General features: G+C 59.4%; 16 protein-coding genes, 1 tRNA gene and 1 rRNA gene. 13 read left to right on the top strand and 5 right to left on the bottom strand.

What is annotated here, in order from left to right; all coding sequences use genetic code 11:
* Positions 1 to 82 precede the first annotated feature (82 nt).
* Positions 83 to 1,645, bottom strand: a 16S ribosomal RNA gene (locus tag C453_RS10950).
* 857 nt (positions 1,646 to 2,502) lie between these two features.
* Here C453_RS10950 and C453_RS10945 point away from each other — a divergent pair.
* Positions 2,503 to 3,063 carry a TATA-box-binding protein gene (locus C453_RS10945; protein WP_007540652.1) on the top strand — a complete coding sequence of 187 codons (561 nt, stop codon included), beginning with the start codon at positions 2,503 to 2,505 and terminating at the stop codon, positions 3,061 to 3,063.
* Positions 3,064 to 3,148: 85 nt separating this feature from the next.
* Positions 3,149 to 3,928 (top strand): helix-turn-helix transcriptional regulator, encoded by a 780-nt coding sequence (locus C453_RS10940; protein ID WP_241430731.1) that lies wholly within the window; start codon positions 3,149 to 3,151, stop codon positions 3,926 to 3,928.
* A 203-nt stretch (positions 3,929 to 4,131) separates the two neighbouring features.
* Here C453_RS10940 and C453_RS10935 read toward each other — a convergent pair whose 3' ends face one another.
* Entirely contained in the window at positions 4,132 to 5,337 is a 1,206-nt protein-coding gene (locus C453_RS10935; protein ID WP_008324533.1) for a Cdc6/Cdc18 family protein, read from the bottom strand.
* A 1,287-nt stretch (positions 5,338 to 6,624) separates the two neighbouring features.
* Between C453_RS10935 and C453_RS10930 the strand changes: the two genes are divergently transcribed.
* The 9 genes from C453_RS10930 (at position 6,625) to C453_RS10890 (ending at position 13,434) form a co-directional block, all read left to right on the top strand.
* A complete protein-coding gene (locus tag C453_RS10930; RefSeq protein WP_049907640.1) occupies positions 6,625 to 7,122 on the top strand; it encodes a hypothetical protein in 498 nt (165 codons plus the stop codon).
* Between the two features lie 58 nt (positions 7,123 to 7,180).
* Complete coding sequence (locus C453_RS10925) at positions 7,181 to 9,334, top strand: DEAD/DEAH box helicase family protein (RefSeq protein WP_008324529.1); 2,154 nt, start codon at positions 7,181 to 7,183, stop codon at positions 9,332 to 9,334.
* A gap of 164 nt (positions 9,335 to 9,498) precedes the next feature.
* Positions 9,499 to 9,572: transfer RNA gene (locus C453_RS10920), tRNA-Tyr, on the top strand.
* A 284-nt stretch (positions 9,573 to 9,856) separates the two neighbouring features.
* Positions 9,857 to 10,135 (top strand): hypothetical protein, encoded by a 279-nt coding sequence (locus tag C453_RS10915; RefSeq protein WP_049907635.1) that lies wholly within the window; start codon positions 9,857 to 9,859, stop codon positions 10,133 to 10,135.
* Between the two features lie 92 nt (positions 10,136 to 10,227).
* Entirely contained in the window at positions 10,228 to 10,617 is a 390-nt protein-coding gene (locus C453_RS10910) for an acyl-CoA thioesterase (RefSeq protein ID WP_008324527.1), read from the top strand.
* Positions 10,618 to 10,804: 187 nt separating this feature from the next.
* The gene (locus C453_RS10905) at positions 10,805 to 11,281 is read left to right on the top strand and encodes a 6-pyruvoyl trahydropterin synthase family protein (protein ID WP_008324526.1); all 477 of its coding nucleotides are present in this window, start codon (positions 10,805 to 10,807) and stop codon (positions 11,279 to 11,281) included.
* Positions 11,281 to 12,054 carry a 7-carboxy-7-deazaguanine synthase QueE gene (locus C453_RS10900; protein WP_008324525.1) on the top strand — a complete coding sequence of 258 codons (774 nt, stop codon included), beginning with the start codon at positions 11,281 to 11,283 and terminating at the stop codon, positions 12,052 to 12,054. The genes C453_RS10905 and C453_RS10900 overlap by 1 nt, the downstream gene beginning before the upstream one ends.
* A 47-nt stretch (positions 12,055 to 12,101) precedes the next feature.
* On the top strand, positions 12,102 to 12,818 hold the full coding sequence (gene queC / locus C453_RS10895) for a 7-cyano-7-deazaguanine synthase QueC (protein WP_008324524.1): 717 nt from the start codon (positions 12,102 to 12,104) through the stop codon (positions 12,816 to 12,818).
* A gap of 61 nt (positions 12,819 to 12,879) precedes the next feature.
* A complete protein-coding gene (locus C453_RS10890) occupies positions 12,880 to 13,434 on the top strand; it encodes an NAD(P)/FAD-dependent oxidoreductase (protein WP_008324523.1) in 555 nt (184 codons plus the stop codon).
* A 26-nt stretch (positions 13,435 to 13,460) separates the two neighbouring features.
* Here the strand turns inward: C453_RS10890 and C453_RS10885 are convergent, their stop codons facing one another.
* Positions 13,461 to 14,315 carry a DMT family transporter gene (locus tag C453_RS10885; RefSeq protein WP_008324522.1) on the bottom strand — a complete coding sequence of 285 codons (855 nt, stop codon included), beginning with the start codon at positions 14,313 to 14,315 and terminating at the stop codon, positions 13,461 to 13,463.
* A 74-nt stretch (positions 14,316 to 14,389) separates the two neighbouring features.
* Here C453_RS10885 and C453_RS10880 point away from each other — a divergent pair, with 74 nt between their 5' ends.
* Both C453_RS10880 and C453_RS10875 read left to right on the top strand, forming a co-directional pair.
* Complete coding sequence (locus C453_RS10880; RefSeq protein WP_008324521.1) at positions 14,390 to 15,286, top strand: DMT family transporter; 897 nt, start codon at positions 14,390 to 14,392, stop codon at positions 15,284 to 15,286.
* Between the two features lie 141 nt (positions 15,287 to 15,427).
* A complete protein-coding gene (locus C453_RS10875) occupies positions 15,428 to 17,431 on the top strand; it encodes a response regulator (RefSeq protein ID WP_008324519.1) in 2,004 nt (667 codons plus the stop codon).
* 50 nt (positions 17,432 to 17,481) lie between these two features.
* Here C453_RS10875 and C453_RS10870 read toward each other — a convergent pair whose 3' ends face one another.
* On the bottom strand, positions 17,482 to 17,961 hold the full coding sequence (locus C453_RS10870) for an SRPBCC family protein (RefSeq protein WP_008324518.1): 480 nt from the start codon (positions 17,959 to 17,961) through the stop codon (positions 17,482 to 17,484).
* Between the two features lie 323 nt (positions 17,962 to 18,284).
* The gene (locus C453_RS10865; protein WP_008324515.1) at positions 18,285 to 19,490 is read right to left on the bottom strand and encodes a DUF3179 domain-containing protein; all 1,206 of its coding nucleotides are present in this window, start codon (positions 19,488 to 19,490) and stop codon (positions 18,285 to 18,287) included.
* Between the last annotated feature and the right edge of the window lie 15 nt (positions 19,491 to 19,505).

Below are 19,505 nucleotides of genomic sequence, written 5' to 3'. Positions count from 1 at the left end.
GTTCTAAGGTGTCCGAACGGGTGTCATTGGTGAACTCGGAAGATCGCGTGTGAGCCACCCCGTCGGGGTGGTCTCGGTCGTTAGGAGGTGATCCAGCCGCAGATTCCCCTACGGCTACCTTGTTACGACTTAAGCCCCCTTGCGAAGCCCAGATTCGACCACCGTGTGGTGGCCTCATCCGGACCTCACTCGGGTGCTTTGACGGGCGGTGTGTGCAAGGAGCAGGGACGTATTCACCGCACTCTTCTGAAATGCGATTACTACCGAATCCAGCTTCATGAGGGCGGGTTTCAGCCCTCAATCCGAACTACGACTGAGTTTAGGAGATTAGCGTTCTCTTTCGAGATAGCAACCCATTGTCTCAGCCATTGTAGCCCGCGTGTAGCCCAGCTCATTCGGGGCATACTGACCTACCGTTGCCCGTTCCTTCCTCCGCTTTAGCAGCGGCAGTCCTTCTAATGTACCCAACCAGTCGAAACTGTTGCTGGCAATTAGAAGTGCGGGTCTCGCTCGTTGCCTGACTTAACAGGACGCCTCACGGTACGAGCTGACGGCGGCCATGCACCTCCTCTCTATAGCGTCGTGGCAAGGTCATCAACCTGACCGTCATTACTATAGTCGGAGCTGGTGAGATGTCCGGCGTTGAGTCCAATTAAACCGCAGGCTCCTCCGGTTGTAGTGCTCCCCCGCCAATTCCTTTAAGTTTCATCCTTGCGGACGTACTTCCCAGGCGGCTCGCTTCTCGGCTTCCCTACGGCACAGCACAGGCTCGTAGCCTGTGCCACACCTAGCGAGCATCGTTTACAGCTAGGACTACCCGGGTATCTAATCCGGTTCGAGACCCTAGCTTTCGTCCCTCACCGTCGGATCCGTCTTCTCGAGGTGCTTTCGCCATCGGTGGTCCGTCCAGGATTACGGGATTTCACTCCTACCCCGGACGTACCCCTCGAGCCTTCCGGTCCCAAGCCATGTGGTTTTCACCGGACGCCCGCCAGTTGAGCTGGCGGATTTCCCGATGAACCTTCGTGGCCGGCTACGGACGCTTTAGGCCCAATAATATCGGTCATCACTTGGGCTGCCGGTATTACCGCGGCGGCTGGCACCGGTCTTGCCCANTGGCCGGCTACGGACGCTTTAGGCCCAATAATATCGGTCATCACTTGGGCTGCCGGTATTACCGCGGCGGCTGGCACCGGTCTTGCCCAGCCCTTATTCGCCGACCACCTTACGGTCGGAAAAAGCGAGGACTATATGCCCTCGCACTTGGGGTCCCCTTATCGCACTTGCGTGCAGTGTAAAGGTTTCGCGCCTGCTGCGCCCCGTAGGGCCCGGAATCTTGTCTCAGATTCCGTCTCCGGGCTCTTGCTCTCACAACCCGTACCGATTATCGGCACGGTGGGCCGTTACCCCACCGTCTACCTAATCGGCCGCAGCCACATCCTACGACGCCTGAGCGTTTGGGAGAGTTGGCATTCCAGCGTAACTCACCTATGACCTATTAGCCTCAGTTTCCCGAGGTTATGGGTCTTCGTAGGGTAGTTTGACCACGTGTTACTGAGCTTTTCGCCACGAGTCTAAACTCGTGCAACTAGCATGGCTAAATCGGACCCCAATAGCAATGACCTCCGGCAGGATCAACCGGAATGGGTCGCGACCATTTAAACCTGGTCGCGGGGTTTTGGCGGGTGAATGGCAGCGTATTGCTGTCAAATCACCGTTCAAAGGTCCGAGTTCGTTGACATCCGTTCGGATGTCACCGAACTACTAGGGCTAACATCAGATACCGTCTTGCGGCGTACCGCAGGGGCGGAATCCTCATTTCCTTCGGANATCCGTTCGGATGTCACCGAACTACTAGGGCTAACATCAGATACCGTCTTGCGGCGTACCGCAGGGGCGGAATCCTCATTTCCTTCGGATTTGAACCAATGCCGTTGTCGGGTATAAACCCGTCGAACTTCATTGGGTCGCTTCCGGTGTGGCAGGACGCGTTGAATCGCCCTGCAATCGCGGTGTGTCGTACGCATTCTTCCGAAATGCCTTGGACCACTTAAGGCCGTCGTATCGTCGGCGGGCCCGGGNGTTGAATCGCCCTGCAATCGCGGTGTGTCGTACGCATTCTTCCGAAATGCCTTGGACCACTTAAGGCCGTCGTATCGTCGGCGGGCCCGGGGGAGTGTATCATCCCGGTGAGCGCCAGACGGCCTTGGGTCGAGAGGCGTTCGAAAGTGAAGCCGTCGAGGGGAGTGCCCCCGTGCGCTTCTTCGCATTATTTCGAATGGCACGGGTACATTTAACCTCGTTGATTTAGTGGCTCTGTGAGAAAAATAGACACGACAAATGGCATAACTTCACGCGCGTCATTACGTGACATCAGAATGTAGACGGCCGAAATAAATTATTAGTTTCGCGCGCGTGCGAGTAGGAGACAGTAACAACCAATTGAAAGCGGTTTATAACGGGTCGCTTTATAAGGCCGGAGGTATGATTGAAAAGCGAGCAATGAGTGGGCCGGCAGACTCCATCGAGATTCAGAACGTAGTCGCATCGACCGGAATCGGTCAGGAGCTCGACCTCGAAGCCCTCGCCGACGACCTCCCCGGCGCCGATTTCAACCCAGACAACTTCCCGGGCCTCGTTTACCGAACACAGGACCCGAAGGCTGCAGCACTTATCTTCCGTTCCGGGAAGATCGTGTGTACAGGTGCAAAGAGCATCGACGACGTACACGAGGCGCTCGGCATCATCTTCGACAAGCTTCGCGAGCTGAAGATTCCCGTCGACGACGAACCAGAGATTACGGTTCAGAACATCGTCTCCAGTGCGGACCTCGGTCACAACCTGAACCTGAACGCGCTCGCAATCGGTCTCGGTCTCGAAGACGTCGAATACGAACCAGAGCAATTCCCTGGACTCGTCTACCGGATGGACGAACCGAAAGTCGTTATCCTCCTATTCGGTTCCGGGAAGATCGTTATCACTGGTGGCAAGCGTACCGACGATGCAGAGACGGCCGTCGAAGAGATCGTCGAGCGTATCGACGCGCTCGGTCTCCTTGGATAGCCGCGTCTGACACGCTTTTTTGACCGCAATACAGTGAGCGGTGCACCCAAAATTGTAATTAGTCAGACAGACGAATCGATACGATATGAGTGCGCGGTCAGATATTTCGTTTCTGGTGGGGTCAGAGAGCAGAACGGCGATACTGAATGCTCTCGCTTCTGAGCCGCAACGACCAACTGACCTTGCGAGGTCCTGTGACTGCGCGCGCGAGACGGCACAACGAACACTCGCAGGGTTCTGTAACAGGGGGTGGGTCGAGAAGTCAGATGGGAACTACCGACTCACGCCCGGTGGAAAGATGGTCTACGACCGCTATCAGGAACTCGTCGCATCGGTCGACCGAGCAGACCGATTCGGTGAATTCTTGACCAACGTCGGGGACGCCGTAATTGATGTCGAGGCTGACGTTCTCGACCAGTTAACAGTCACGACTGCCAGTGATGGCGACCCACACGCACCAATCGACCGGTATCTAACTATCCTCGGTGACGACACGGTAGACAACTTTCGTGGCGTCACCCCAATCGTCAGTCGCATATTCAACGAGTCGGCAGAGAACGTTCTTGGGACAGAGACGAAAATGGAACTCGTCATCGACGAGAGTGTCTTAGAACGGGCTAAGTCGGCGTATACCGATTCACTCGAACTCGCCTACGAATTAGAGCAGTTTTCGCTTCGAGTCACCAAAACCGAACTCGACTTTGGCTTGCTCCTGGTCGACGGCCACGGTGCCGTGGCATCGTACGATGAAGACGGAAATATGGCTGCCATCGTCGATGGGGGAGACGAAGCCGTCCTCGAATGGATCGAATCACTGTACGAGTCAATCAGAACACAGGCAGCCCCTATTGAAAGACGAGGCTAGTGTCGAAAGGGAAGTAAAGCAGTGAAGATGAGAACAGAGGACGGGTGTGACTGCTCCAATCACACGTGATTATTACAATCGCACCTGTAGCCGATAAAATATAAGATGTATCTCGTCAAACGCTGATTCGCAGCGGTGCAGAACCATGCTCCGCTTTCACTTCGGCCCTCCGAGAAGCGAGTAGGCGCAGGAAATACGCCTGCTCAGATCTCTACGTCTTCTGTAAGGACGTCTTTGACTACGTCCGGATCCTCGAGAAGTTGGTGTTTTGTGTAGCTACCCTCCGCGCTGCCGCCGCTGTGTTTCGACTGTTCGATGATATCGAGGAACGCGTGTTCTTTCAGCAGGTCGCGAACACGGCGAAGCGACAGACTATCAGAGCCCTGCTGTCGGCAGATATTCTCGTAGACTTCGTAGACACGGCTCGTTCGGAAGCCGTCTTTCTTCTGGTTCGAGAGTGAAAGTATCGCGAGTGCTTGAAGAACGTACCGAGAGTGGGGAGTCGACCCTCGAATGAGTTCACGGAATCGGTCGGTCTCTGCGCGCTGGCGCGCCTGTGTGACGAACTCTTCTTTGACTATGTTCGCACCAGTAGATTGTGCTATCTCTCCCGCATACCGAAGAATGTCGATAGCCTTGCGGGCGTCACCGTGTTCGCGTGCAGCGAGCGCGGCCGCCCGCGGAATCGTCGACGGGTCGAGTACGTCGTCGCGGAAGGCATCGCTCCGGGCGTCCATAATGTCTCTGAGCTGGTTCGCATCGTAGGGAGGGAAGACGAACTCACGCTCACAGAGACTCGATTTGACGCGTTCGTCCATCCGGTCTTTGTACTGTATCTTGTTGCTGATACCGATGACGCCAAGCTTGCAGCCAGCGATTTTCCCGGCTTCGCCAGCCCGCGAGAGTTGCATCAAGATGTCGTCGTCGCTTAGTTTGTCGATTTCGTCGAGAATGATGAGAACAACGTCGTAGAGAGCGTCGAGAATTCGCCAAAGGCGCTTGTAGTACGTCGAAGTAGAGAGTCCTTTGTCGGGAACTTTGATACTCGTGAGTGCAGGGTCGTTGACGCTGTCGGCAATCGTCTGAACGGCCTGCGTTTCGGTCGTGTCCTGTGCACAGTCGACGTACGCAAACGTTGCTTTCACGCCTTCCTCTTCGGCCGTGTCGACCAACCGCTGTGAGACGTATTTCGCACAGAGCGACTTTCCAGTTCCCGTCTTCCCGTAGATAAGAACGTTACTCGGACTCTGTCCGAAGATGGCTGGATTGACGGCTGTCGCAAGGTTCGAAATTTCGTCGTCGCGACCGACGATACGACCTTCTCCCGGGAGGTGATTGATTTCCAACAACTCCTTGTTAGCGAAGATGGGGTCCTCCCGGGTGAAGAGGTCGTCGCTGGCGTTAGGCATGTTCGCAACACACCACGTTTCCGGTGAAAGGGCTTACCATTCGCTGAGGACACACACACCGGATTTCCGGTGAACACCTACGAACCCCCGTTTCCTGTCCACACGAAATGTAGGTTTTGATTCACCGGAAACGAGGTGTGGGAGTTGGAGGGAAAGGCTGGTGGTGGACGATAGAGAGCCTTAGGAGATGGAATCGCCCGTCAGAAGTGGAGAATAGCGAACTATCAGAGAAGAGTACAAGGAGCCGATACTCGGGTGTAGACTGGAAACGGGGGTAGAAGAGTAAAAAGCAAGACGTGCCAGAAAGCGAGGATGACGAAGTACGGACAGCGATGTCGAATATCAGCGCTCTACCAACTTTTCACGGGGTACGACAGGCATATTGTTCGACTCCAGTATTCCTCGAGTGAGGAATTTATCTTTGTCTGCGAGTGTATCAATGGTCGGTAACACAAATGAACCATTTAATGGTTTCTATACATAGCGTAACAACCACACCAACTAGCACAGAGAAGAGAAAATAACGAGTGAGGAAGAGTGTGTTCGGACTATGGTTCGGACTGTGGTTCGGTTCCATCGGAAACGTCGTGACCGAGCCGTGTTTGGTGGATTCTGCACCTCAATAGGTTCCTGTCGAAAGTAGCCTATCTAGGCCCTCTTAACAATCATTTCACCGGAAACGAGGTGTGTGGGTTATAAGTTGAACGATTCGATACGGCCTCGGTCTGGGTTGTCTCCGTCAGAAAAGACAAGGCGGTCTAACCTGGTGTCTCTACCCCCGTAGACACTAAACTGTGATTCACCGGAAACCCGGTGTGTCCGTGCGTGTATCCGTGCCGACCTTCCCACACCTTTGCACCTTCTTGGGTCAGACCTCGCCACACTGTTTTATCCTATTTCACCGGAAACCCGGTGTCTGTCAGCGTTATAACGTGCTGACCCGGGTCTGTGAGCTATCGCTCTACTTCCGATAGGAGAATTCACCGGAAGCGAGGTGTGGGGGTAGACATCACGACACGCCTCATCGAATCTACTCGGCATACGTTTCCACACCGGGTTACCACCTGCACTGCTCGGTCGACCTCGCGGCCTACTGCCCGAGACTTAATTGAGTTTCGTTCCAATTCACCGGAAACGTGGTGTGTAATCGACTGACGCGTTCTGAATTCCGCGACAGGTGCGGTTCCCGACTAAGTGGCTCTCGACGGGCACCGATGTTCCCCGATACCTGACTATCCGTTACTCGTGCCGTCAATGCAATTAGCCCGGAACACGAACCTCCTAGACATGCGCATACTCGGCCGCGTGTGGGAGCGCGTCCGTCGGCTAATACCTGGATTGACCGCCTTCGACGAGGACATAGAGTGGTCGCTCGACAGGTCACGGCAGATGGAAACACGATGGACTCGCGGGGATGAGACCATCGAGTGTTTCCGATTCGACGACGGGTACGTCACGACAGTCCACGACGACCGCCGGGAGGTGACGTGGCAACTCACTCCGGGACAGGTCCCATTAGCGAGTGCGCTGGCAACAGCGCAACTCTACCTGGAACACCGACTGACGAGTCAGACAGATCGTGAGGGCCGTCCATTCATTGGTCTCACCGACAACGGGCCCGTACAAGTGTTCGAAGAGATTCCTCCAGAACCAGTCGAATACGTCTACCTCGACCAGATTCGGACCCTCGAAGAGTTTCCAGACTTCATCACCGTCGACGAGACTCTCAGAAACGTGTTCGATAGGATGGCACCCGCCCGCTCCAGTTCCAGAACATCGCGCTGACGCTCGCGACTCCACGGGTGTCGCAAGCCGTTTCCCCCTCGCGTCCCTACGACGTTCGATGACTGCCGAGGACGACGAGCACTCGACGCCTCCGGACGACCCTCGCCAGCAACCCACTGGCGACGGTGTCCTCGACCGACTCTCTGATGTAGCCGAGACAGCACCTCTGGGAGACGAGTCTTCCACCCCGGGCATCGAACACGGGGACGGTGACACGGATACGGATGGATCCCCAGCGAAGGACTCAGATGGAGAGGTTTCACTTGCGGCGTTCTACGAGGCGCTCGAAGCCGAGGGTCGCCCCGTCGTGACGGCACAACAAGTCGCTCGTCGCCTCGGATTGGCACAGTCCGACGCTGTCGAGGACCTCACCACACTCGCCGACGCCGGGCGACTCCAGAAAGTAGACGTCCAGACCGACCCTATCGTCTGGTACCCGACTGAGTGGGGAGAACTCGCTTCCCGCGAACGTGTCGTGTTGTTCCCGAAGCGCCGGGAAATCGTCGTCGACAACCCCACACAGTACACTCGTGCTCGACTCTCGCAGTTCGCCCACCTCGTCGACACGACAGGCGACCGCGACGGCCGAGGTCGAGGATACCTGTACAGAATTCGTCAGGAGGACGTCTGGCAGGCTCCTTTCGACGACGTCGCGGACCTCATTGCGCTGCTCCGGTCGGTGCTCCCCGAACGGTCGCCCCATCTCGAGGAGTGGGTCGAAGACCAGTGGAAGCGCGCACACCGCTTCCGTCTCTACACGCACGAAGAAGGCTACACCGTTCTCGAATCCGCCACCGAGAGTCTGATGGGGAACGTCGCCATGCAGAAACTCGACGAAGACCACGTCTACGCACCCATCTCCGACACGGAGGCGTGGGTCAGAGACGAGGGCGTCGCGGCCGTCAAACGAATCCTCTACGATGCGGGCTATCCAGTCGAAGACGACCGCGACCTCGAAGAGGGTGAACAACTCGATGTCTCGCTCGGTGTCGAGTTACGGGGCTACCAGCAAGATTGGGTCGACAGATTCCTCGAACAGCGTGCTGGCGTCCTCGTGGGACCACCGGGGTCTGGAAAGACCATCGCGGGCATCGGTGCCCTCGCCGCAGTCGGTGGAGAGACACTGATTCTCGTCCCGAGTCGGGAACTCGCCCGCCAATGGCACGAAGAACTCCTCGCTAACACGGACCTCTCGGCAGACCAAATCGGTGAGTACCACGGCGGTGTCAAGGAAATCCGCCCGGTTACAATCGCAACGTACCAGACGGCGGGAATGGACCGACACCGCTCGCTGTTCGACTCGCGTCGCTGGGGGCTCATCATCTACGACGAGGCACACCACATCCCCAGTCGCGTCTTCCAGCGGAGTGCCGACCTCCAGTCCAAACACCGCCTCGGTCTGTCGGCGACACCTATCCGCGAGGACGACAAAGAAGCGGAGATATTCACGCTCGTCGGACCGCCCATCGGAACCGACTGGGGCAAACTGTTCGACGCAGGCTACGTTCAGGAACCCGAAGTCGAGATTCGATACGTCGGTTGGGCTGACGACATGGCGCGCAACGAGTGGGCGTCGAGCGACGGGCGCGAACGCCACATGCTCGCGGCGATGAACCCCGCGAAGGTGTTCGAAGCCCGCCGTCTCCGGGCCCGCCATCCTGACTCGAAGACCCTCATCTTCGTCGACTACCTCGACCAGGGTGAGGAAATCGCCGACGCCCTCGATGTCCCGTTCGTCAGCGGCGAGACACGACACCACCACCGCGAGGGGTACTTCAAGTCATTCCGCGATGGCGACCTTGACACGCTGGTCATCTCACGCATCGGCGACGAGGGAATCGACCTACCCAACGCCGAACTCGCTATCGTCGCGTCCGGTCTTGGTGGGTCGCGCAGACAGGGGTCTCAGCGTGCCGGCCGAACCATGCGCCCCGCTGGAAGCGCACTCGTCTACGTGCTCGCAACACGCGGGACGAGCGAAGAGGACTTCGCACAGCGTCAGATGCAGCACCTCGCTGGGAAGGGAATTCGTGTGCGAGAGACGAGCCACGACGACCACGAACACGGTGATGACGACCACGAACACGGTGATGACGACCACGAACACGGTGATGACGACCACGACAACGATGCCGGTAGCCACGAGGATGCCGACCACAGCCAGCAAGATGATGTCGCGGGCGACACGTCGACTTCGGAGTCACAGGAGTAGGGGGGAAGGCGTAGGGCGGAGGAGTGGTTGCATCCACGACGTATCGAATGGTCGCGTCGGCGACTCAACGTCTGCAAAAATGCGGTACGGTATCGGAACACAGCCCTCATTTTCGGCACGGAATGAGAATCCTTAAGTCTCGGCGTAGACTCAGAATCTCTTGACCGCTCTTAGCTCAGCCTGGCAGAGCAGCCGACTGTAGATCGGCTTGTCCCCCGTTCAAATCGGGGAGAGCGGACTGAACTTCAACACCCGTGAGCGGAGCGAACGGTGTTGAATGTGAAGGACTTCTCGACCCAAGTTGAGCAGCGAGCAACGCGACGCGTTGCGAGTGAGTTCAAATCGGGGAGAGCGAACTCGTTTCTAACGACGACTGCACAGGGGGTAAAACAACGGTACTGCACGAGTGTGAGAGAACTCTCGCACCGAAAATCCTGACTACTACTGAACGATACCGAGAGTTCATACCAGGACATATCAACATTATAACCTCTTAAGCAGAGAGCGTTCGTAACGTGGAGTATGCCCACTCACGCTTCCGGTCCAGAACTCGTCAGCATACGCACCCCGATGAACGACCACGGCTCGATGGTCGTCGAGGTCGCCGAAACCAACGAGACGCGCCACCTCGTCGAGTACGCCTCCGACGAGATTCGCGAGACGCTCGCACAACTCCCCGAGGAAACGCTCGTCCCGGTCGAGATGGTCCGTGCTGGCTCTCGTTCGAACGTCTGGAAAGTGGTTGCCCTCCACGGCCGGACGACACCCGAAGCCAGCGCCACCGTCTCGACGGCGAACTGACCGACCAACACGACCGGGAGAGCAGACTGAAACGGGGGTGCAGTCGCTCCGAACCGCCGAGGCTATATTCCCTGCCCGTGTCGCGCCGACCAATGAGCTTCGTCGCCGAGGTTCCCGTTAGGTTCCGCGACTTCGATTCGTTTGGGCACGTCAACAACGCGGTTTATGCGACGTACTGCGAGCAAGCCCGCGTTCAGTACTTCGAGGAAGTCATCGGAGTGCCGCTTTCTGACCCGCACATCGTGGTCGCTCACCTCGAACTCGACTACCAGGCACCTATCGAGCACGTCGGAACTGTCGACGTCGCCGTCGAAGCAGGTGAACCGGGAGGAAAGAGCTTCCCGCTCTACTACGAACTCACCTTCGGCGGTGAGGTTGTCGCGACCGGCGAGACAGTCCAAGTCGCGATGGACGACTCGGGTCGACCGACGACTGTGCCCGAGTCGTGGCGCGAGGCCATCGCCAACCAACCACTCGATTGACGAGAACGAGACCGAGAACCGGAACGAGAACGAAACCGAGTTGATAGTCTAACAGAGCCGACTTTCCTCACTCGATTCACCGGCACGCATTCGGTTCGACTGCTCGTTCCATACCGCCTCCTGTGTCCAATTCGCACGACACTACCGATGTAGGCGGAATTAAGTAGTCACCAAATAATCTCAGGATATGACTGAGGGAACACCCGACTCGCCGAGCCGGGTCGCTGGCGAGAGCGACACGCGACTGGCGCAGGCGGGAAAGCGAGTCCTCCACATCGGCCGTGACCGGCCAATACGCATCAGCGCGGGGCATCGACTGCTCCATCACGACGGCCGGTGCAGCCGCCCTCACGGACACAACTACGAGATATCCGTCCGTGTCGTGGGCGAACTCACCGAGGAGGGATGGGTAGTGGATAAAGGCGTCGTGACGGACGTCATCGACGAGTGGGACCACCGCTTCCTCGTCGAGTCTGGCGACCCACTCGTGGATGCATTCGAGGCGTCTGGTGACGAAGATGGAATGGTCGTTCTCGACGCCCCGCCGACGGCCGAGGTCATGGCTGTGCTCCTCGAAGAGAAGTTGCAGGAACGACTCCCCGAGACCGTCTCCGAAGTCTCGGTCGAGGTACGCGAAACCGCCGAACTCTGCGCTGGGTACTGATGCCGGTCTCCGACTCGGTTTCCCGACCTGACACCGACGCCGCCAGCGAACGTCTTCCTATCAACGAACTGTTCGCTTCGCTGCAGGGCGAGGGAAAACTCTCGGGCGTCTCGAGTACGTTCGTCCGAACCAGCGGGTGCAACCTTCGCTGCTGGTTCTGCGACTCGTACCACACCTCGTGGGAACCAACCCATGCGTGGATGAGCGTCGACGAAATTCTCGCCGAGGTTCGCGACCTCGACCCCGACCACGTGGTCGTCACTGGTGGCGAACCGCTTATCCACGACGAGGTGTCGGCGCTTCTCGACCGTCTCGCAGACGACTACCACACTACTGTGGAGACGAACGGAACGCTCGAAACCGATGCGCCGGTCGACCTCGCGAGCATCAGCCCAAAACTCGCGTCGTCGACGCCGACAGCCGAAAACGCGCCGGAAGGCTCCGAACCCGGCGTCTGGACCGAACAGCACGAGTCCCGCCGCATCGACCTCGAATCGCTCGCGTCGCTCGCCGACCACGCTGAGGAGGTACAACTCAAATTCGTCGTCACGGGTCGGGACGACCTCCCCGAAATCGAGTCACTAGTCGACGATGTTCGGGGAGTCACCGCACGCGAGATTCGCGATACTGACGTCCTCCTCATGCCTGAGGGCCAGACTCGCGAGGAACTCGCCCGTACCCGAACCGAGGTCGCCGACCTCGCGGCGGAGTTCGGCTACCGCTACACGCCGCGTCTCCACGTCGACCTCTGGAACGACGCTCCCGAAACGTAACCGAAGTACCGTCCTGTAACTACACTACTCACTTTCGACTCCCACACATGACCGACGACACTCACGAAGACGAGAAACGCGCCGTCGTGCTCCTCTCCGGCGGCATGGACAGCGCGACGACCGCCTACGAAGCAAAAGCGCGCGGCTACGAACTCTACGCCCTACACACCTCATACGGACAGAAGACCGAGTCCAAGGAGTACGAGTGCGCCCGCGCGCTCGCCGACGAACTCGATGTGAAGGACTTCCTCCACATCGAGACGAGCCACCTGAAGCAAATCGGTGCGTCGTCGCTCACGGACGACTCGATGGCTGTCGAGGACGTAGATATGGACGCCGACGAAATCCCGACGTCGTACGTCCCGTTCCGGAACGCCAATCTCCTGTCGATGGCTGTCTCCTACGCCGAGGCGAACGAGTGCGACGCCGTCTTCGTCGGCGCACACTCCGAAGACTACTCGGGTTACCCTGACTGTCGCCCCGAGTTCTTCGACGCCTTCGAAGCGATGGTCGACGTCGGAACCAAGCCGGACACCCACATCTCTCTCGACGTCCCGTTCGTCCACGACTCGAAGACCGACATCGCCCGCCGCGGTATCGAACTCGACGCGCCCTTCGAACACACGTGGTCGTGTTACCGCGCCGAGGAACCGGCCTGCGGCACCTGCGACTCGTGTGCCTTCCGTCTGCAGGCCTTCCAGAACCTCGGCGAGCGCGACCCGATTCCGTACGCTGAGCGCCCGGACTACGTCGACGCGGAGTAAGCACGCAGCTGACCACCGACGGCCCAAATTCTCAATTATCTCTGGTGCGTCATGTTATGGCATGGCACAAATCGCAGTCATCGGAGGCGGCCCCGCCGGTCTCTCAGCCGCGTTGTTCACCGCGAAGAACGGGCTCGACGTCGACGTCTTCGACACCAACGAGACGTGGTTGCACCACGCGTACCTGTTCAACTACCTCGGAATCGAGGAGAAAGACGGAGACGAGTTCCTCGAAACGGCTCGCGAGCAAGTTTCGGGGTTCGGCGCGACGCTCCACGAAGCCGAGGTCACCGCAGTCGAGCAGTCGGGAGACGGCTTCGTCGTCACCGCCGACGGCGACGACTACGAGGCAGATTACGTCGTCCTCGCGACAGGGTCGTCACGGGACCTCGCCGAAGAGTTGGGATGTGCCTTCACCGATGACGATGTCGTAGACGTCGACGTGACGATGGAGACCAGCATCGAAGACGTGTACGCGACCGGCGCGATGGTCAGAACCGAAGAGTGGCAAGCCATCATCTCGGCGGGCGACGGTGCTGCGGCCGCTCTCAACGTCCTCTCGAAAGAGAAAGGCGAGCACTTCCACGACTTCGACACGCCAGAAGACGCCGAGTAAACCGGCCCCCGTTTCCGTCTGCATTTTCAGCGCTCGACGAGCACCACGCCAGACAGGACCAGCGCCCCGCCGAGAACCGTCACAGCCGTCACCGGTTCATTGAGCACGAGCGCGCCCAAAACCAGCGTCGCGGCCGGTTCGACGGTACTCACGATGCTGGCACGACTAGCACCGATACGGGACATCCCAGCGAAGAACGTGAAGATAGGTACAGCCGTCCCGAGGATGGCGATGGCGAGGACGACGACCCACGACCACGGCGTCGTCGGGACCGACAGCTGACCTGTTGCACCCCCGACGACGACGAACGAGACAGCAGCCGCCGGAAGGACGTGGGCAGTGAGCGTGCGGGAATCGACTGTTGTCAACTGTCCGCGACTCACGACGATGTACGTCGCGTAGATGAACGCCCCAAGGAGGACGACGAGCACGCCGCGTACGTCGACACCGGCAGGGTCGCCACCGGCGATGAGAACGACGCCTGCGACTGCGAGGACGAGCGCGAGAACGGTTCGCCGCGTGATTGGCTCGTCGAGAAACGCCGCGGCGAGCACGACGACGATGACCGGATAGGTAAACAGGACGATGCCGGTGAGTCCAGCAGTCATGAACTCCAATCCGACGAAGTAGAGGGCGCTCACTGTCGCATACCCGAGACTTCCGAGACCCAGACCGACGACGAGAGACCGACCGGATAAGGGCGTCAACTCCCCGCGAACGCCGAGCCACCCCCAGACGAGAACCGTCGCGAGAAGGAACCGAAACGAGAGAATCGTCGGAATCGAGAGCCCCGCCGCCGCAGCGAGTTTCCCGAAGATACCGAGTGTTCCAAAGCCGACGGCTGAGACGAGGACGAGCCCGGTTCCGAGGCGGTCACCCATGCACACCGAGTCGGAGTCCCGAGCAGGTAAAACGATTCGCAAGCGGTAAGCCGTTACCACACATCGCGCGGTATGTGAACACGCCGTCTCTCGGTGCACCGACTGACGACACTCCCATCTCTCCGCTTGCTGCACTCGGTATCGCGGTGCTCGCGATTAGCACGAGCGCGATTCTGGTTCGCTGGAGCAGCGCACCCAGCCTCATCAAAGCCTTCTACCGCGTCGCGTTCACTGTCGGACTCCTCGCACCGGTGGCGCTCGCCCGCTACCGCGACGCGCTCTCGACGTTCTCCCGTCGGGACCTCGTCGCCGCAACCGGGGCTGGTGTCGCGCTCGCGGCACACTTCGCGTCGTGGTTCGAGAGTCTCAACCACACCACAGTCGCTGCGAGCGTCACTCTCGTGCAGTCCCAACCGCTTTTCGTCGCCGTGGGCGCGTGGGCGCTCTTGGACGAGCGCGTCGGTCGGCGGACGGCCGCCGGAATCGCCGTCGCACTCGTCGGTATGGTCCTAATGTCTGTTTCCGACCTGTTGGCTCCGAGCAGTGCACCCCGTCCACTATTCGGTAACGCGCTCGCTGTCGTCGGTGCCGTGACTGCCGCCGCGTACGTCCTCACGGGTCGAAGCGTCCGAAGCCGGGTTTCGCTCGTCCCCTACGTGGTCGTCGTCTACAGCGTCTGTGCGGCCACACTCCTCGTCGTCGCAGTCGGAAACGGTGACCCACTGACGGGCTACCCACTCCGCGAGTGGGTCTTGTTCCTTGCGATGGCAGTCGGTCCGGGAATCTTCGGCCACACGGTCATCAACTGGGCGCTCGCACACCTCGAATCGAGCGTCGTCTCCGTTTCACTCCTCGGGGAACCGCTCGGAAGTACCATCCTCGCTCTATTTCTCTTTGGTGAGATTCCGACGGTCCCACTCGTCGCCGGTGGAGCTATCGTCCTCTTCGGAATTTACGTCACTGCGTCGTAATCTCTCGCGACCGATTTGACCGGCATCATATTCGTGTGTGATATATTGTCTTCCCGTGGTTCTGGGGGTACTCACCACGGGCCATATCATGGCTGATAATCGCAACACAACGCTCATTACTGAGACTCCACGCATGAGTGTATGGACGACGGGTCCGGTGTCGACGTTCGTGTTCTCCACGTCGACGACGAACCGAGCCTCACAGACCTCGTATCTGTCTACCTCGAACGCGAGGCGGGCGATGTCGACCTGTCGGTGACGACGTCGGCTTCTGGTGCAGACGCACTCGACCGTCTCCGCGAAGAACAAGTCGATTGTGTCGTCTCGGACTACGACATGCCTGATATCGACGGGTTAGAATTTCTCCGTGCAGTCCGTTCTGAACACCCGGACCTCCCTTTCATTCTGTTTACTGGCAAGGGTTCTGAAGAAGTCGCGCGAGATGCGTTCCGTGTCGGTGCGACTGACTACATGCAGAAAGACACTGGGACCGACCAGTACACGGTACTCGCAAATCGCGTTCTCAACGCCGTGTCTCAGTACCGTGCTAAAGAAGCCTCAGAACGCTACGGCACTGCCATAGAGGCCCTCGATAGTGGGGTTTACTCGCTCGACGACAGCGGGCACTTCACTGAAGTCGACAGCGTCTTTTGTGAGTTGACGGGCTACGAGCGCGACGATATTCTCGGACAACACGTGACTGACCTCGCGATGAAGGACGGCGACGACCTGTCGGATGCCTTCGAGACGGTCACTTCCTGTGAGGGTGCCGATACCGAACGGTTCGAGACTATCCTCGCCCCGGGACCGTACGCCGACCACGACGAGATACTGTGTGAAGGCCACCTCGCGGGCCGTCAGGACGGCGACGAAGAACCCGGCGTCATCGGCACGCTGCAAGACGTCACAGAGCGCAGTCGCCACCGCGAACGACTCCACTACGAGACGCGACTGAAAGATGCCGTGTTGGACACGTCGACGTCGCTGATGAGCGCCGAAGCGGACGAAATCGGCACCAAAATCGAGTGGACGCTCCAGACCGTTGGCGAAGTCTCGGACCTCGCTCGCTGCTCTGTTTTCCTCTACGACGACGAGACGAACGTCGCCGTGCAGATGCACGACTGGCAGGAAGATGGATGTCAGGTAAACCACCCGACACGCGTGGCGCTCGACGACGCCGATTGGTTGGTCGAACGCCTCAACCGATTCGAGAACATCCGGTTGCACAACACCTCCGACCTCCCGCCCGGGGCATCGAACACGAAAGAAATCCTCGAAACGGCAGAGACCGGCGGGTTCGTCGCTGTACCGATGGTCTCGAAGTGGACGCTTATCGGTTTCATCGTCTTCGACGTGACCGACGAGGGTCGGTCCTGGACTGATACCGAGGTCGACCTCCTCCGGTCTGTCGGCGACAACGTCGCACACACGCTCGCACGCCAGCGACGAGAACACGAACTACAACGACAGAACGAGCGCCTCGAAGAGTTTGCGTCGGTCGTCTCACACGACCTTCGAAACCCGCTCAACGTCGCCAAAGGGTTCGTCGAACTCGCCAGCGAGGAAGACGATGTGTCGCACCTCAGCCGAGCCATCGACGGCCTCACTCGAATGGACACGCTTCTCAACGACGTTCTCACACTCGCCAGGCAGGGACGGAAAGTCGGCGACACGGAACCTGTCACGGTCGCACAGGTGGCAGAGCGCGCGTGGAAGGCGGTCGAGACGGGCGATGCGGTCCTCGTCGCCGAAGACGGGATTGGCTCGACACAGGCTGATCAGGGACGACTCCAGCAAGCCTTCGAGAACTTGTTCCGAAACGCAGTCGAACACGGCAGCGACGGCGACGCCGCAGAAACCGAGACGCTCGTCCGTGTCGGCCCAACTGAAACCGGATTCTACGTCGCGGACAACGGGCCGGGAATCCCGGAAGAGGACCGCGGTACTGTGTTCGAACACGGGCATACGACCTCCGAATCCGGGTCCGGGTTCGGCCTCTCTATCGTCGAGAGCATCGTCGAGGCCCACGGCTGGGAAATTGCTGCCACGGCTCCCGAACCGGACCTCGGTGGTGCTCGGTTCGAGTTCGACGTGGGCGGCGTCCGGCCGGAAGTCGAACCGCGGTTCTCACTGAGCAACGACTGACCGTCTCGCCACCATTTCGAACTACGACTGGCTGTCGCCTGCGCTTCAAATCACTCCAGCAGTTGCTTCGTCCGCCGGTGTCTGTCGCGAAACATCGGTTCGAATCCAATATCTCCGAAGACGCCAGCGACGCCCCCGAGTGGGCCGAACGGAAGTTGATACTCGACTCGGTCTTCGACGAGTGTCTCGTCTCCGTCGGCGGTGAACCGATGCGTGTGGACCCACCGCGAGAACGGCCCGCCGACCATGTCGTCGCGGAACCACGCGGTCGTCTCGTTCTCGTCGCGGTCGAGGATACGCGACGTCCATCGCTGTCGGGGTCCGACGCCGAACGGTTGCATGGCCATCTCGATTTCGGTCCCAGCAACGAGTTCGTCGGGTGTCTCCTCCCCGTCCGGGCCGCGGACGCCTTCGATTTCGAGGTTCATCCACCCCGGAGTGAGCGCTTCGAGACCGGAGATGTCGGAGTGAAACTCCCAGACGGCTTCGAGCGGCGCATCCACGCGAGTTCGGCGCTGGTAGACCGGCATACCTGTCTATTGGAGTGAACGTGGATAAGCAGTGGTGGTAAACTGAGAGACACGCAGGCGGCTCTTGGGGACTTGGGACCGCCCACGCGACAACTCTGTGCACGGGACGCGCGGGCGACTGCAAGGGCACACCAGCCACACTGGAATTCGGGCTCACTGAGGGTGGAGACGATGGCTGGCGTCTCACCGCGAACGTGTCGCGGTATAGACACCAATTGATGGATACATTTTAATTTTTTATCATTTGTCCTTGCTTTCCTCTCGCATACAACCCGATGATGGTCGGCGATTCGGTTGTTGGCGTCTCTCTCGGGGGTGCGTTCTCACGGTGACCAGACTTCTGTCTCGGGGTTGAACGCCAGCCATGCGAACCACAGCATTGGTGCGTATTCGTTCGCCCGCCGGAGTCGAACGCCCTCGAACGGTCCGTCTTCGGCGACACCCGTCTGAAGGTTCCACCGCGACCCCCCACCGACCAGAACGTTGCCGTCGCGTTCGAACTGGAGCGTCGTGCCTCCAACACGGCGGTCGTAGGCGACGAGTGTGTAGCCGGGGACCGACGCGACGACGACCGACAGGTCGCCGACGACATCCTCGACGAGAGGAACCCACCCGACCTGTGTCTCGGGATACGCCCGGGCAACGTTACCGTCACGAACGCCGAGGACCAACTCACGCGGTCGAAGCCGTGTATCACCGCCCGTATCACCCGGTGCCGTGTCCGGGTAGGCGTCCCAAACTTTCGCCCACTGGTCGTAGAGGTCGAACCCGTAGTTGAACCGAACCTCTCCGACCACGGTATCCGAACGCGGCGGCGGAAGAAGTACCGTCGTCTCGGGAACTGCCTCGCGCCACTCGCCCCACGTCGTCACCGTCGAAGGCAGGAGTTCCAACTGGGCACCCGTCTCGCTCCCGCGAATTGCGGTGGCGAGTAATTGACTCCAGAGACTTTCGGTGGCGCTGTCGTACAGCACGAGGTTCTCGTGCCAGAGATAGCCCGAGACTCCAAACGTGGCTGTGTTGCCGTCTACACCCCGCCGTGCGACCATCCCGCTTTGACAGAGTGGACAGTAGGTAACGACCACCGGCACGTCACCGAATCGGTCGTTCACCACCTCGTGCCAACTCAGCACCCGAAGTGGGTACGCCCGCGCCTTCCCGCCGAGTTCCACGACGACGACGAGGTCGTCCACGCCGAGTTGCGGGCGGTACGTCCCACTATCGAGTTCGATTTCCAGGTTGTCCCAGTTCGACGCAAACGCGGGGTCGGTAATGGCCGGAATCGCATCTTTGGCAACCGACTTCCGAAGGTCGGATTTGGGAACTGGAAGCGACACGTTCTGCGGAATCGGTCGTCGTGAGTCGCCTTCTCCTCTAGATTGGCCACCAGATTCGGCGGCGTCGGTTGCTGGTGTCGCCTCCGCGGTTGACGACGCAGTGGCTCGAATGTCCCCGACAGCGCTGATTCCACACCCCGCGAGCGACACCCCGCCGGTCGCCGCGAGCGCGAGAAACGCTCGCCTGTCCATGCAGTGTGTTGTCTC

This window comes from Haloferax elongans ATCC BAA-1513 (assembly GCF_000336755.1).
GTDB classification, from domain to species: domain Archaea; phylum Halobacteriota; class Halobacteria; order Halobacteriales; family Haloferacaceae; genus Haloferax; species Haloferax elongans.
Note: the sequence above shows the minus strand (reverse complement) of the source record. Positions and strands in the feature narration are given on the sequence as shown.

Bases quoted from the DNA above. Each gene is read 5' to 3' on its own strand.
- C453_RS10945 (WP_007540652.1), top strand. From the start codon at position 2,503: ATGAGTGGGCCGGCAGACTCCATCGAGATTCAGAACGTAGTCGCATCG.
- C453_RS10940 (WP_241430731.1), top strand. From the start codon at position 3,149: ATGAGTGCGCGGTCAGATATTTCGTTTCTGGTGGGGTCAGAGAGCAGA.
- C453_RS10935 (WP_008324533.1), bottom strand. From the start codon at position 5,337: ATGCCTAACGCCAGCGACGACCTCTTCACCCGGGAGGACCCCATCTTC.
- C453_RS10930 (WP_049907640.1), top strand. From the start codon at position 6,625: ATGCGCATACTCGGCCGCGTGTGGGAGCGCGTCCGTCGGCTAATACCT.
- C453_RS10925 (WP_008324529.1), top strand. From the start codon at position 7,181: ATGACTGCCGAGGACGACGAGCACTCGACGCCTCCGGACGACCCTCGC.
- C453_RS10915 (WP_049907635.1), top strand. From the start codon at position 9,857: ATGCCCACTCACGCTTCCGGTCCAGAACTCGTCAGCATACGCACCCCG.
- C453_RS10910 (WP_008324527.1), top strand. From the start codon at position 10,228: ATGAGCTTCGTCGCCGAGGTTCCCGTTAGGTTCCGCGACTTCGATTCG.
- C453_RS10905 (WP_008324526.1), top strand. From the start codon at position 10,805: ATGACTGAGGGAACACCCGACTCGCCGAGCCGGGTCGCTGGCGAGAGC.
- C453_RS10900 (WP_008324525.1), top strand. From the start codon at position 11,281: ATGCCGGTCTCCGACTCGGTTTCCCGACCTGACACCGACGCCGCCAGC.
- queC (WP_008324524.1), top strand. From the start codon at position 12,102: ATGACCGACGACACTCACGAAGACGAGAAACGCGCCGTCGTGCTCCTC.
- C453_RS10890 (WP_008324523.1), top strand. From the start codon at position 12,880: ATGGCACAAATCGCAGTCATCGGAGGCGGCCCCGCCGGTCTCTCAGCC.
- C453_RS10885 (WP_008324522.1), bottom strand. From the start codon at position 14,315: ATGGGTGACCGCCTCGGAACCGGGCTCGTCCTCGTCTCAGCCGTCGGC.
- C453_RS10875 (WP_008324519.1), top strand. From the start codon at position 15,428: ATGGACGACGGGTCCGGTGTCGACGTTCGTGTTCTCCACGTCGACGAC.
- C453_RS10870 (WP_008324518.1), bottom strand. From the start codon at position 17,961: ATGCCGGTCTACCAGCGCCGAACTCGCGTGGATGCGCCGCTCGAAGCC.
- C453_RS10865 (WP_008324515.1), bottom strand. From the start codon at position 19,490: ATGGACAGGCGAGCGTTTCTCGCGCTCGCGGCGACCGGCGGGGTGTCG.